Origin of the sequence: Campylobacter concisus, from assembly GCF_001298465.1 — a bacterium.
GTDB classification, from domain to species: Bacteria; Campylobacterota; Campylobacteria; order Campylobacterales; family Campylobacteraceae; genus Campylobacter_A; species Campylobacter_A concisus.
In genome coordinates, this window is sequence record NZ_CP012541.1 from 1491863 (window position 1) to 1506545 (window position 14683).

At 36.7% G+C, this 14683-nt stretch carries 12 protein-coding genes; 5 read left to right on the forward strand and 7 right to left on the reverse strand.

Features of this window, described 5'->3' with window-relative positions:
- The first annotated feature begins 28 nt into the window (after positions 1–28).
- Positions 29–910 carry a nicotinate (nicotinamide) nucleotide adenylyltransferase gene (gene nadD / locus CCON33237_RS07530; RefSeq protein WP_054197071.1) on the forward strand — a complete coding sequence of 294 codons (882 nt, stop codon included), beginning with the start codon at positions 29–31 and terminating at the stop codon, positions 908–910.
- Here nadD and CCON33237_RS07535 read toward each other — a convergent pair.
- Positions 894–1877: a YeiH family protein gene (locus CCON33237_RS07535; RefSeq protein ID WP_054197072.1), complete on the reverse strand. Its 984-nt coding sequence runs from the start codon at positions 1875–1877 to the stop codon at positions 894–896. The genes nadD and CCON33237_RS07535 overlap by 17 nt on opposite strands.
- Before the next feature lie 103 nt (positions 1878–1980).
- Between CCON33237_RS07535 and CCON33237_RS07540 the strand changes: the two genes are divergently transcribed.
- A complete protein-coding gene (locus tag CCON33237_RS07540; protein ID WP_054197073.1) occupies positions 1981–2910 on the forward strand; it encodes a sugar transferase in 930 nt (309 codons plus the stop codon).
- Positions 2911–3001: 91 nt separating this feature from the next.
- On the opposite strand, the gene argS is transcribed toward CCON33237_RS07540, so the two are convergent.
- Genes argS through gpmI form a run of 6 tightly spaced genes read right to left on the reverse strand, consistent with a single transcriptional unit; the run spans position 3002 to position 9208 of the window.
- Positions 3002–4585 (reverse strand): arginine--tRNA ligase, encoded by a 1584-nt coding sequence (gene argS, locus CCON33237_RS07545; protein WP_054197074.1) that lies wholly within the window; start codon positions 4583–4585, stop codon positions 3002–3004.
- Positions 4586–4594: 9 nt separating this feature from the next.
- Positions 4595–4816 carry a twin-arginine translocase TatA/TatE family subunit gene (gene tatA, locus CCON33237_RS07550; protein ID WP_054197075.1) on the reverse strand — a complete coding sequence of 74 codons (222 nt, stop codon included), beginning with the start codon at positions 4814–4816 and terminating at the stop codon, positions 4595–4597.
- A gap of 50 nt (positions 4817–4866) precedes the next feature.
- A complete protein-coding gene (gene gmk / locus CCON33237_RS07555; RefSeq protein WP_054197076.1) occupies positions 4867–5478 on the reverse strand; it encodes a guanylate kinase in 612 nt (203 codons plus the stop codon).
- Positions 5479–6921: a midas domain-containing protein gene (locus CCON33237_RS07560; protein WP_054197077.1), complete on the reverse strand. Its 1443-nt coding sequence runs from the start codon at positions 6919–6921 to the stop codon at positions 5479–5481.
- Between the two features lie 57 nt (positions 6922–6978).
- Positions 6979–7740, reverse strand: a complete 762-nt coding sequence (gene fliR, locus CCON33237_RS07565; protein ID WP_054197078.1) for a flagellar biosynthetic protein FliR — start codon at positions 7738–7740, stop codon at positions 6979–6981.
- A 4-nt stretch (positions 7741–7744) separates the two neighbouring features.
- On the reverse strand, positions 7745–9208 hold the full coding sequence (gene gpmI / locus CCON33237_RS07570; protein ID WP_054197079.1) for a 2,3-bisphosphoglycerate-independent phosphoglycerate mutase: 1464 nt from the start codon (positions 9206–9208) through the stop codon (positions 7745–7747).
- Positions 9209–9287: 79 nt separating this feature from the next.
- On the opposite strand from gpmI, the gene mraY reads away from it, so the two are divergent.
- The 3 genes from mraY (at position 9288) to CCON33237_RS07585 (ending at position 14680) form a co-directional block, all read left to right on the forward strand.
- Complete coding sequence (gene mraY / locus CCON33237_RS07575) at positions 9288–10352, forward strand: phospho-N-acetylmuramoyl-pentapeptide-transferase (protein WP_054197080.1); 1065 nt, start codon at positions 9288–9290, stop codon at positions 10350–10352.
- An 8-nt stretch (positions 10353–10360) separates the two neighbouring features.
- A complete protein-coding gene (gene murD / locus CCON33237_RS07580) occupies positions 10361–11578 on the forward strand; it encodes a UDP-N-acetylmuramoyl-L-alanine--D-glutamate ligase (RefSeq protein ID WP_054197081.1) in 1218 nt (405 codons plus the stop codon).
- Positions 11579–11722: 144 nt separating this feature from the next.
- Positions 11723–14680, forward strand: a complete 2958-nt coding sequence (locus CCON33237_RS07585) for a hypothetical protein (protein WP_054197082.1) — start codon at positions 11723–11725, stop codon at positions 14678–14680.
- Positions 14681–14683 lie beyond the last annotated feature (3 nt).

A 14683-nucleotide genomic window follows, 5' to 3' on the forward strand; every position in this document is an offset into this window, starting at 1 on the left:
AACAAATATAAACAAGGCACTTTAATAGATGAAGTTAGCACTTTTTGGCGGGAGCTTTGATCCGGTTCATTTAGGACACGATAGCATTGTGAAAATGACACTGAGCAGCCTTGACATCGACAAGCTCATCATTATGCCAACTTTTATAAGTCCTTTTAAGAGCGAATTTTCAGCTCCGCCAGAGCTTCGCCTAAAGTGGATAAGAGAAATTTGGGGCGCTTTAGAGAAGGTCGAGATCTCAGACTATGAGATAAATTTAGCTCGCCCGGTGCCTACCATAGAGACGGTCAAGTATTTGTATGAGAAATTCAAGATAGAAAAATTTTATCTCATAATAGGCGCGGACCACCTAGCTACGCTTGATAAGTGGCACGGCTACGAGGAGCTAAAAAATTTAGTGCAGTTTGTGATCGCTAAGCGCAATCACATAGAAATTCCGCAAAATTTACAAAAAATGGACGTGCACGTCGATATTAGCTCGTCGCAGATCAGGCATCAAAAGGGGCTTGATGAGCTGCCTAGCGAGATAAAAGATGAGATTATAAATTTTTACCAAGGATACAAAATGCAAGAGAGATCGATGCAAGAGCGCACCGAAAGTATAGTTAAGGTTTTAGACGCAAAAAAGGCTGAAGAGATACAAGTGTTTGATATGAGCGGGGATGATTATTTCGTAAAGGCCGTAGTTATCGCTACTACGCTTGGTGAGAGACACGCTTACTCACTGAGCGAGGATCTAAAAGAGGAGCTTAAACCTCTTGGAGAGAAATTTATAGGTACGGAGAGTTCGCCTGATTGGATCGTGATGGACCTTGGCGACATTTTGATACATCTTTTAAGCCCAGCTTACAGGGCAAAATACAACATCGAAGAGTTTTTACAAAAGCTAAAAACTAGCAAAGAGTCTTAACAAAAACAAGCGAAGAGCAAATAAGCCATAAAAATATAAAAAATGCTAACAAAAATGGCTTTTTGCCCGTCGCTTTAAATATACTCCTATCTATCCCAAACCCCAAAGCACACATAGCAACACAAAGGCAGATGCTAGAGGCTAGCTTTAAAATTTGCACCAAATTTTCAGGGAAAAATGGTAGAGATCTAACGCATATCGCCACTAGGAAAAATAGCGCAAACCATGGTATGCTCTTTAGTTTTGAGCCGCCGCTATTTTGGCTTAAATTTAAGAAATTTAGCAAAAACAAAAATGGTACGAGCATGATGACGCGAAGCATTTTTATGATGACGGCGGTGCTACTTGCTGTGCCGTCAAATGCCGCTGAGGCTGCAACTACATGGGCTACTTCGTGAAGCGAGCCGCCGATAAAAAAGCCAGTTTGCTGCGGCGTGAGAGCTAAAAATTTAGCGATAAATGGGTAGATAAACATACCAATCGTCCCAAAAAGTACCACCGTGCAAATGGCGATAGCAAGCTTGTTTGCGTCTGCTTTTATCTCATTTTGTGTAGCCATAACAGCAGCTGCGCCGCATATGCTAGCCCCCGAGCCAATAAGCACGGCGCTATCCTTGCTAAGCCCCAAAGCCTTAGCGGCAAAAAGCGCAAAGCAAAAGGTCGCAAAGACCATAAAAGCTGCGTATATCACACCTAGAGTGCCAACACTTGCGATCTGGTTAAGGCTTATATTGAAGCCAAAAAGTATGATGCCTAGCCTTAAAATTTGCTTCCCAGCGATCGCCACGACGCCACTAGATTTTAAAATTTGAGTTTGTTTGGTGAAAAGATTTGCAAAAATAGCGCCTAAAATGATAGAGATAATGAGCGGGCTTGTATGAAATTTAGCTAAAATCGTGTTTGAGAGCGCAAAAGAAACGGCGCAAATCACTGCCAGAACAAGCATAGCGAAAAATTTATGAGACATATTTTAACCTTAATCTATTTTTTAAAAATGTAATTAGCACGTTTGGGTATAATTAGACGAATTTTATAATGCAAATTTAAAATAAAGATAAAGGGATAGGACTATGATCATCCTTGGCGAAAAATATGCTTTCACCAAACTCGAGCTAGAGAAGCTTAGGAAGAAATTTGGCCAGGTGAATTTTTTATCCCATGAAAATAGCGACGCAAAAGCCTTGCGAAGCGCACTAGAAAATCTCATAAAATCAGGCGATCAAAGGCTAATCGTACTAAATACCGCAAAGCCAGTTGATAGTAAATTGGTTAGATTTCTCACGCTTTTGCAGTTTAAAACAAAGTATAAAAAGATAAAATTTTTAAATGTAGAGAATTTTTTAGAAATTTATCTGCACAAATGTTATATCCCAGAAAATGGCGAAAATCTTAATTTTTTAGATGAGATAAAGCCTTATGGTGCCTTTGATTACGTACTGAAGCGAATGATCGATTATGCTAGCTGTTTGGTACTTTTTATCTTGCTTTTTTGCCTAAAATTTTATGTAAAAAGAAAGATAGACGAGCAATCCCCCGGAAGCCTTTACTTTTTACAAAGTAGAGTTGGGCTGGATGCTAAAATATTTAAGTGCCATAAATTTAGAACGATGCATGAAAACTCACAACACAACCCATATACTCAAAAAAATGATATAAGAGTATTTAAGTTTGGCGAATTTATGCGCAAGACTAGAATAGATGAAATACCTCAATGTATTAATGTATTTCGCGGCGATATGCACCTCATAGGACCGCGTACAGAATGGGATATATTAGTACATGACTATGAAAAAGAGATCCCTTACTACAATGAACGCCACATCGTTCGCCCTGGCATCACAGGCTGGGCGCAGGTAAACTACCCTTATGGCTTAAATACACACGACGCAAAACAAAAACTAATGTATGATCTTTACTACATCAAACACTGGTCACTTTGGCTGGAGATAAAGATTATAGTAAAAACCATTGCGATTGTATTTAAGAAAAAAGGTATTTAAATTCTCAAGAGCATCATGAGTTTGAGATATTTTTAAATAAACCTTTTTTCAAATTTAATTTTGTTGCATTTAGTCAGAATAAATACAAATTCTACATCCTATCTTTAGCTGTAATTCCCATTATATTAAATGCTGTTTTTATCGAGATAGCGACAACTGCAAAGACTTTTAGTAAGCTATCTTCGTTTTCATTTCCAACCACACGGTTTTCGTTATAAAATTTATGAAAACTAGCAGCTAGGGACTTCAGATAGTCTGGGATCTTTTGAAGCTGTCTTGAGATAAAAGCATCCTCTAAAATTTCAGGTAAGATTAGCGCCTCAAAAAGTAAATTTTTCGCATTTTCATCTAGGCATTCAAAGTCCGAATTTATCACGTCACAAACGTTTTTCCCGGCCTTGGCGAAGACTTGATTTATCCTAGCGTGAGCGTAGTTTATATAAAAAATAGGATTTGAGCTGTCCTCTTTTTTAAGCTCATCTACATCAAATTCCAAACTACTCGTATTTGCCTTGCTTATAAAAATAAATCTAAGCGCCTCAGCACCGATCTCACTTACGATATCGCTCATCAGCACGGCATTACCAGCGCGCTTGCTCATCTTGTATGGCTTGCCATCTTTTAGCAGACTAACCATCTGCATAAGTATCACTTCAAGCTTGCTTTCATCGTATCCAAGGAAATTTATCGCAGCCTTAAGCCTTGCGATATATCCGTGATGGTCAGCACCCCAAATGTTTATATAGTGATCAAAATTTTTCTCAAATTTCGCGTTGTGATAGATGATATCGCCAGCTAGATATGTTGGCCTGCCGTCATTTCTAACCACAACCCTATCGTTATCATCGCCAAGTGTAGTCGAAGCGATATAAGTAGCGCCCTCTTTTTCATACATTTGATTTGAGCGTTTTAGCTTGTTTATAGTTGGCTCTAGGCCGTCATAAAGAGCCTTCTCACTAGCCCAGCTCTCTATGAATATCCCAACATCTGCTAAATCTTTTTTAATGATTTCAAGCACGATATCCTTGCCAAACTCGGCAAGCTCAAGGTTTCTGCTCTCGTCATAAAAAATTTCCTTGCCAAATTTCTCATTTGCAAGCCTAGCAATATCCAAAATATAATCGCCTCTGTAGTATTTCTCTGGATAGACGACGCTTTCGTTGAAAAGCTGCTCTTTTGCCGCAAGCGATATCGAAGTGCCAAGTAGGTCGATTTGATTACCAGCATCGTTTATATAGTATTCTGTCGAGATAGCATAGCCAAGTCTTTTACCAAGTCTTGCCAAAGTATCGCCATAAACTGCGCCTCTAACGTGTCCGATGTGAAGTGGTCCAGTTGGATTTGCACTGATATATTCTATTAAATAACTATTTTTTTTCACATCTTCTTTTGCAAAATTTTCGCTATCTAGCAAAATTTGCTTTGAAATTTCATCTAAAAACTCGCTTTTTAGCTTGAAATTTAAGTAGCCATTTACTGCACTAGCTTCAACTATTTTGCTATCACTAAATTTATCGGCAAACTCGCTAGCTATCACGGCTGGCGACTTTCTTAGCTCCTTTGCTAGGCTAAAAAGTGGCGTTGCATAGTGGGCTAAATTTTTATCCTTTGGCTTTTCAAGCACAAATTCACGCTCTAAAACCTTTGAAATTTCAGCTTTTATTTTATTTTTCAACTCTAAAACCTATGCGTTTTTAGTTGTTTCTTCTATTTTTTGACTATTGGCATTCTCTTCTTTATGCTCGACTTTCTCACTTTTTTCAGGTGTTGTATCTTCCATCTCAGCCTTAAAAGTCTTTATGCCTTTGCCTAGTCCTTTTGCAAGTTCTGGGATCTTCTTTGCTCCAAAAAGTAAAACAATAATCGCTAAAACAACTAGCCAGTGACCAATACTAAAAGAACCCATTTTTTCTCCTCAATAAATTTTTCAAAATGTTATCATAAATTCCTGAATTTCTAGCAATCTATCCACTCATCAATAACGCGTCTTAGATCTATTTTCGTGCTTTTTAACCTCATCGCTCTAAGAATTGATTTTAGGCCTTTATAACTCTTTTCAATGTCATCATTTACCAAAAAATAATCATATTCTAAGATGTGCTCCATCTCGCCAACTGCGTTCATTAGGCGATTTTCTATCGTTTCGTCGCTATCAGTTCCGCGGTTTTTCAAGCGTTTTTTAAGCTCTTTTTTATTTGCAGTCGTGATAAAAACTGAAGTTATGTAGCTTCTAAATTTTTCAAGTGCGATGTGAAAGCCTTGTACGTCGATATCAAATATAACTATCTTCCCAGCCTCAAGTGCTGCTAAAACAGGCTTTAGACTCGTTCCATAATAGTTTTTATGCACCTGCGCCCATTCTAAAAATTCGCCCTTTTCTATGCCGCTTTTAAACTCATCTTCTTTTATAAAATAGTAATCCACTCCATCGACTTCGCCTTCTCTTTTTGCTCTAGTCGTGCTTGAAATAGAAAAATAAAGATCCTTCTCTTCCTTTAAAAGACGGCCCAAAAGCGTGCTTTTACCGCTTCCGCTAGGTCCAGAAACTACTAAAATTTGTCCTTGCAACTACTTTTCCTCAAAACTTATATTTATCTTTATGTTCATATCTTTTAGCACATCTCTTAGCGAGCTTTCATTTAACGACTCATGGACGTGTTTTGTGATCTTTTTGGTTAGCTCTTCTTTATAGTCAGCATCGATTTTTGTTTCATCAAATGAGCTAGTTTGTGGTGCAATATTTAATCCAAATGCTGCTTGCATCGTATTTTCATCTATTTCTTCAATAGACGCTACATCAAAATTTAGGCTACCCAACGTCTCTTCTTTAAAATTTTCTTCCTCAAATACCTCATCTACCATACCTAGATCTTCTTGAGCAAGGACTTCTTCAGAAATTTCTTCATGATCTTCTTTAGTTGGCTCTTTTTCAAGGTCTATACCTTCATCCAAAGAAATTTCCTCTGCTTCTTTAGTAGATTCTTTATCTATATCTTCCTCTAAATTTTGACTAGCTTCATCTATCAAATTTGCCTCGCTGCTTTCAGGCTCAAAATTTTCATCATTGCCAAAATCAGTCTCTAGATCATCAAAATTTTCGCTATCTTCGCTAGATTCTTCGTTTAGCTCTTTATCCAAAGATTCGATCTCGCTGAGCTCTTTTTTACTTTGGCTTATATCATCTACAAAATCTTCATTAAGCTCAGCAGTTTCTAAATTTTGAGAATTTTGCTCAACCATTTTATCAAGCTCGTTCTTCGCCTCTTCATCTGCCAAGTCACTCTCTCCCATATCATCTATCTCATCTACAAGCGAACTAAGCTCATCAAAGTCATCACTATGCTCTTCTTTTATCATAGGTGGCTCATTATTTTGCTCTAAGGATTTATCTATATCTTCTGAATCAGCCATATATTTGCTAGCTATGTCATTTATAATATCATCATCTATGAGTTCAGTATCTGTTTCATCAAAACTGATATCTTTATCCTTTAAATCCTCGGTTTCTAGTTCACTTAGCTCCTCTTTTAAAAACTCATCATCTAAAGCCTCATTATCAAATTTATCTGCCTCATCATCTTCTTTTGCTAAATTTTCAAGTCTCATATCAATTTCTGGAAGCTCAAAATTTTCTAAATCATCAAAGTTTTTATTGTTTTCGTCAAAGTCATTAAAATTTGCAGACTCATCTAGTCCAAGCTCAAGTTCTTTATCATTGTCAGTATCTTTGTTTTGTTCAAACAAACTAATAAATTCTGTTGGTAAAAAGGGCTTTTCAAGCATAACATCAGCAAAATCTGGCTTTTCACCGCCTCTAGGTGCTAGATACATTATCTTTTGATTTAAATTAACATCGCTACTATCCATATCACTATCGATGATAATATAATCAAATTGATCGCCAACACTATTAGCATCGTCAAATTCGCTATATTCTATGCCTAGCTTATTTAAACTTAACGTTATAAGGCGAGAAACTGCTGGGTTTTTGTTTACAAGTGCAACTTTCATGATCCCTCCTTGAAGAGCTTGAGGCTGTATTCTATGATAAATTTCATTGCTATTTACTTAAAAAAATAGTGCTGGCATATCGTTTAAAATCTGCACCATCATATCAGTTATGATTTTTATAATGCCGGCTAAAATAGCTATCAAAACCGAAAAGCCAATACTTACCTTAATAGGATAACCAACGACTAATAGGTTAAATTGTGGCATAGTTTTCATAAGCATGCCAAAAATAGCATCCGAAAGTATAGAAAGCGCGATAATAGGAAAAGCTAGAACAAATCCAAACATAAAAAGATTGCCAAAAAGCTTTAGGGCGTAGCTCATCACACCACTTCTTGGATAAAAATCTCCAAGCGGTATAGCAGAAAGTGAAGTGGAATAAAACTGCAATATCAAATGGTGCCCATCAAGCATCAAAAATGCAAGAAGCGCGATAAAATTTAAAATATTTGCGATCACTGGTGAATTTGTACCAGTTTGCGGATCAAGCACTGAAGCCATCGAAAAACCCATAATCATTGAGATTTGCTCGCCAGCCATTTGAAGTATGGCAAAAACTATATTTAGCAAAAGCCCAGCACAAAGTCCGAGCATAGCCTCACTTAAAATTTCCATGATCAAAAAATTTATAGCATGCTCATGAGCATGTGAGAGCGGAAAAAGCACAACACAAAGGGCAAAAACTAGCAAAGTTTTTACGCTAAGCGGGATTTGATTGTGAGAAAAAAATGGAAAAAATACGATAAGCCCACTAAGACGTGCAAAAAGGAGCATAAAGGTTATGACTTTATCCGCTCCAAAAAACTCGACTAGCTCCATTCTTTTATATTAACGCCTCGTCCATCTCAGCTGGGATCTCAAGCCCCATGAGCTTTAAAACACTAGGAGCGATATTGTTTAGACCGCCGTTTTTTACTTTTTTTACGCCATCTGCCATCACAAAACAAAAGACATCATAAGTCGTGTGGTTTGTCAGTAGCTCACCGCTGTTATCACGCATCTCTTCGCAGTTTCCGTGATCGCTCGTGATGATCATCGCATAGTTTTTCTCTTTTGCTTTAGCGTAAATTTCTCCAAGAGCCGTATCTACCGCCTCTACAGCTTTGATTGCAGCCTCGTAATTTCCAGTGTGCCCTACCATATCGCCATTTGCGAAATTTACCACGATAAAGTCTTGCTCATCATCCATGCCCTTTAGCACGGCTTTGCAAACCTCTGCAGCGCTCATCTCTGGCTTTTCGTCATAGGTCTTTACCTTTGGACTAGGAATTAGCACCCTTGTTTCATTGCTAGCTAACTCCTCGACGCCGCCATTAAAGAAAAATGTTACGTGGGCGTATTTTTCAGTTTCAGCCGTGTGAAGTTGCCTTAGTCCAGCTGCTGCTATGACCTCGCTTAGAGTGTTTTTTATCTTTTCATTTTTAAATAGTACTTCAAAATTAAAATTTGCGTCGTACTCGGTCATGGTGATTAGATTTTTGATAGCAAAAGGTCGCTCAAACTCACTAAATTTCTCTTCGCCCAGAGCCTGGCAAATTTCTCTTGCTCTATCATTTCTAAAATTTATAAAGATCACGCCGTCATCTTCGCCTATGCCTTTAAAGCCATTAAAGCTTGCTGGCTTTACAAACTCATCTGTCACGCTCTCATCGTAGCTTTTTTGTAGATACTCACTTGGCGATAAGCTGCTTAAATTTGCCCCATTTACTAGGCTATCATAGGCCTCTTTTACGCGCTCCCAGCGCTTGTCTCTATCCATCGCGTAAAATCTCCCACAAACGGTCGCTACTTTAAATTTAGCCTCCAAGCTTTTCATGAAATTTATACCGCTATTTGGGCTAACGTCGCGTCCGTCGGTGATAGCGTGAGCAAAAACTTCGCAGCCATTTTTACTAGCAAGCTCGCACATACCATCAAAATGCTCCATATGTGAGTGCACGCCGCCATCGCTATAAAGCCCTATGACGTGAATTTTTTTGCACTTTTTAAAAAGAGCTTTTAGGGCTTCATTTTCTGCTATAGAGCCATCAGCGAAGCTGCGTGAAATTTTGACCAAATTTTGATACAAAACTCGTCCGCTTCCTATGCACATATGCCCTACTTCGCTGTTTCCCATCTGCCCTTCAGGTAGTCCCACAGCGTTTCCAGAGGTTTTTATGAGCGAGTTTGGAATTTCTTTAAAAAATTTCTCGTAATTTGGCTTTTTAGCCGCCTCAAATGCGTTAAATTTAACGCTTTTATTAAATCCAATACCATCAGTTATTATTAAAATAGTTTTTTGACTCATTTTGAAAATTTATCCTTAATTTTAGATAATTTTTAAGGCCATTATACTAAAATTGCTTTTTTTAAAAATAAAGGCTCTCATGTTTTACTATATCTATGAAATTTTAAATTTTAATATCTTTCAATACATCACCGTCCGTGCTGGTATCGCTTTTTTCATCGCTTTTACACTCACAGCTTATTTGATGCCCAAATTTATCGCTTGGGCAAAGGCAAAAAACGCCGCCCAGCCTATCTACGAGCTAGCCCCACAAACTCACCAAAAAAAGGCTAAAACGCCAACTATGGGCGGACTTGTCTTTGTCTTTACAGCCGTGATCGCCACGATCATCTGCGCTAGGCTTGATAACGCCTTTGTGCTAGCCTCGCTCTTTTGCCTAGTTTGCTTTACTTTGCTTGGTTATAAGGATGATTACAGCAAAATTTTAGGTGCGAAAAACCACGCCGGCCTAAGCCCAAAGGCAAAGCTCTTTTTTCAGTTTTTAATAGCTTTTGTAATTTCTGTTTTTTTATATGCGAGTCACGAGCTTAGCACCGAGTTTTATCTACCTTTTTTTAAGCAACCTATTTTAGATTTAAAAATTTTTGCCATTCTCTTTTGGACACTGGTCATAGTCGCTGCTTCAAATTCAGTAAATTTAACAGACGGGCTTGATGGGCTAGCTACTGTGCCATCTATATTTTCGCTTCTGACACTTGGCGTTTTTGCTTATATCTGCGGACACGCTGTCTTTAGCTCATATTTACTCTTGCCAAAGATCATAGGCGTTGGCGAAAGCGTTGTTGTCTCTTCAGCCCTAATTGGCTCATTGATGGGCTTTTTATGGTTTAACTGCCATCCAGCCGAAGTCTTTATGGGCGATAGCGGTAGCTTAAGCGTTGGAGCATATATCGGTTTTATGGGCGTTGCGACCAAAAATGAAATCTTACTCATCATCATTGGCCTCATATTTGTCGTTGAAACTCTAAGCGTCATCTTACAAGTGGGAAGCTTTAAAATTTTCAAACGCAGAATTTTTCTCATGGCGCCTATACATCACCATTTTGAGATAAAAGGCTGGGCGGAAAATAAGATCATCGTTCGCTTTTGGATCATCGCACTTTTAGCAAATCTAATCGCACTAACTGCGCTAAAGATCAGATAAGGAAAGCCATGAGAAAATCGCTATTTGGCTATGGTGGCACGATAAAGGCGATCGCAAAGAATTTCACAAAAGACAGCCTTTGGGATATCTATGATGATAAATTTAGTGAAATTTCAAAAGATGAGTTTGGCAACACCATTTTGCCAGTTAGCGAATTTGATCCAGCAAAAAGCAGCCTAGAGATACCAAGCCCGGGCATCCCACCTCATCATGAGCTTATTAAAAAAGCCAAGAATTTAGTTAGCGAGTATGACTATTTTTATGAAATTTATAAAGAAAATCTGCCATTTAATATCTGGATAAGCGGCACAAACGGCAAGACTACAACCACAAAGATGACGCAGCACCTACTGGAGAGCAAGGGCTCGGTAATGGGTGGTAATGTTGGCATTGCGCTGGCAAATTTAGACTCAAACGCTAAAATTTGGATACTTGAGACTAGCTCATTTACCCTGCACTACACAAATCACGCTACACCTGGTATCTACGTGCTTTTGCCGATCACTCCAGATCATCTAAGCTGGCATGGTGACATGAGCGAGTACGAAAAGGCTAAGTTAAAGCCGCTTGCTAACATGAGCGAAAGTAGCGTGGCAATCGTACCTGAAATTTACGCCAACACACCAACAAAGGCAAAAGTGATCGCTTACAAAGACGAGAGCGATCTAGCTAAATTTTGTGGTGTAAGCGTAGATGATATAAATTTTAAAACGCCATTTTTGCTTGATGCACTGCTAGCACTGGCGGTGGAGAAAATTTTATTTGACCGCTGCGATATCGCACTTTTAAATACCTTCGTCATCGAGGCAAACAAGCTTGAAGAATTTAGCGACGCAAATGGCAGAATCTGGGTCAATGACACAAAAGCGACCAACATAGACGCGAGCATACAGGCCGTTAAACGCTACAAAGATCATTTCATACATCTAATACTTGGTGGCGATGATAAGGGTGTTGATATGACGCCACTTTTTGAAGACTTAAAGAGCTTAAGAGTAAAAATTTACGCCATCGGCTCAAATAGTGACAAACTCATGAAATTAGCGACTAAATTTGGTATACCAGCTTTGAAATGCGATTTTTTACAAAATGCTGTCAATGAGATAAATAAAGAGCTAAAGACTAGCGAGATAGCGCTTCTAAGCCCGGCAGCTGCGAGCCTTGATCAATTTAAGAGCTATGCCGAGCGAGGTGATAAATTTAAAGAGTTTATAAAGGCGCTTTAAATTTACAAGCCCTTTTAAATAGCCTTGTCAAAAATAAAAACATACAAATTTATGTTTTTGACATAAATTTTTACTATAAAGTTTTATTGTTGAATACTTTTTAAGTTTGTGCTAATATTTAGCAAAAATTTCCAAGGAAGTTTAATGCCTCTAACGCCCAGAAATGATGTAAATTTTAAAAGAAATTTAATAGATATCATAAAATTTTCATATGGCAATGACATAAGCAGACCATTTATATCTAACAAAAAACTACTCATCGGATATGGCTTTAGCCTAAAAGATGATATAGAACTTATTTGTACTCAAATTTATAAAAATAACAAAGACAAAGTCATAAAAGATATCAAGCAAACTATTGCTAACACCACGAGCACGACTACCATAGAAAAGATAGACACAGATGAACTTTTTAAAAAGATAAATGATGCCGCAAAAGGGGCTTATGCAAAGTCTGGAAGTGCCGATACTTTACCTGAGTTTGAATTTAGCTCGGAAGATCAGCTAAATACCATCTTGGAGCAAAAGCTTACGCCGCTAATCCAAGAGATAAATCAAAAATTAAACAATTCTCCACTTAAAAATTTACAAGCCGTTTCACTTACTTCAGATACACAAAACAGCCAAATTTCAATAGAGCATGTCGCACTTTTAGCACTTCTTTATATCAGCAAGAAAAGTAATATTGATCCATCCCTAGCAAGCTACATCAAAAGCAAAAATCGTTTTAAGGCTTGGTTTTGGCTAGCATATGAAAGCTTTAGTGATGAAGTAAGCAATAAAACATCCCTTTTGCGAGAAAAAATTTCAAATCAGTTTGGGCTTTATGAAAGCGATGAGCAAAATGTTAATTTTGCCGAGTGCATAGATGTTTTTAGCCATTTAAATATATCCAAAGCAAAATATAAATCAAAAAATCAAAACAATAAAGAGATCATCCAAAACGTCACTCATTTAGAATTTATGAAACTTCAAGAAAATGGATCAAATTTAAACGCACCAGATACATCAAAATGTGAGGCATTATTTCAACCATTTGTTAATAAGATAAATTCTTTATTAAGCACTCAAAGTACAAAGACCTTTAGCCTTGAAAACATATACTGCGTAAATTTAATCAGCTCAAATGCTTCAAACACTTCAAGAATAAATAAGCTCCTAAGGCAAAGAGAGGAGGAATTTTACAAACAAGAAAATATACTCTTGCTATGCCCAAGAAAGATGACAACTCCTATTAGAGTCTTTCAGCCCAAAAAGAGCGAATTTACCGTCGTGCTAGCTTGTCAAACTCCATTTGATTGCAGTGAGCTAAACCCAAAAGAACTAAATTCTAGTAGGCCAAACTATGGTAAGGTAAATTTATGCGAGCTAATACTTACTGACTTTAAATTTGACTCTTATGAAGATAGTAAAAATGAAGAGATAAAATTTAAAAATGCAAAGAGCAAAGATACGGTAATACTCTATCAAGAAAACAAAAATGAAGAAGATAAGATAAATGGTGCTACCTTTATTAGCATAAAGCAAAATAGCGATGATATAGAGTATAAACTAGAAGATGGCGCTATAAGTATGAAGTACTTTGAAGACCAAACGTCCAAAAACAAACACCTAAATTTTTCTTTATTAAATTTCGCCAAAGAGAATAACTTTACCCTAAGAGACGATAAAGATTCAGCTATGTTTGATATAAAGCTTCGTCTAGCTCATGGCAACAATGTAGTGCCTACATCAGCATCAAGTTCAGGTCTTACTCTTACAATAAACAATCTCATCATTGAAAACGAAGATGGTAAGGCAAGTGAAGATATAGATAAGATATATCTTCATCACTGCTTTGATAAAAGTATATATGAGAGTATATCTTTAGTAAAAAATGAAGACTCAGATATCAAAAACTCATATACAGCTACATTTAATATCCCAATAGATAAAGAGAATAAAGGAGATACTAAATTTATACTTTATTCAAGTGATCTAAGTAAAGTTTATAGCACTAAAGATATTCATGCTCACTCTGATACAGCTGTAATATCTTTAGGATATCAGGACAAGAGTAGCTCTAACTTTTGCTATAGCAATAAGGTCTCGTTAAGAGATATAACAGATCATATAACAAATGTAATCTCTGATAGTGAGTATCCATTTAAGACAAATGAGCCAATAAGCTTAAAGGCTATATATAAACAAGAAAAAGGTAGTAAGAGATATAAAGAGATACTTTGGGGATATAAGGTCATAAAAAGTAAAGAGTATGATGAACTATCCAAATCAAATCCAAAAGATGTAGTAGCCCTAAAAGAACAAAAAGGTAAAGAGATAACATTTAAAATTTCAGATGTTATACAAAAAGATGATCTAGATAAGCTAAAGCAAGGTGGTCATACTATAGTATTTTTTGCATATCTTGAAGGTGATAAGGATAAATTTAAGTTTTATACAAGATATGGCAAAAATCATATAAGAATAGATATAAAGATACCTTTATATATTAAATTTAAAGATGATAAGCTAGTTATATATGAGTTTGAGCATGCCATAAAAGAGAAAGCATTTGATGCTAAATTAAAGCTTAGTGATGATAAAGACGATGCTTTAATAAAAAATGATAATTACTTATATATAAATAAAAATATCTCAACAAATGAGATAAGTATCTATGAAGATGATAAGCTAAGCAAAGAGTTAAAAAGTGATGAGAAGACAAATAAGAGCTATCAAATTTATGCAAAAGAAGAGAGCTCTAATAATCAGTCTAATGAAGATAAAGATGATAAGCTTGGTATAAATTTATTAAATAAAGAGGATATGGATAAATTTATTAACTCTTTTAATGAATCAAAGAGTTTAACTAGAGCAGATAAAGGTATGTGGGTTGATGGAGATAGAGGGGTTGGGGTTTGCGCCATAAATGATAATATAATTTATATTACTAGAAAGTGGGAATATAAAGCATCCAGTCACTCATCCAGCTCTACAATAAGTGAATTTAAAATTAGCGATAATGATTTAACAGGCTATATATTAGAACCATATGGCGAAAGCACAAAACAGTCTGGTCAAGACAAAAGAATACCTACAGGAAAATATAATCTAGTATGACAT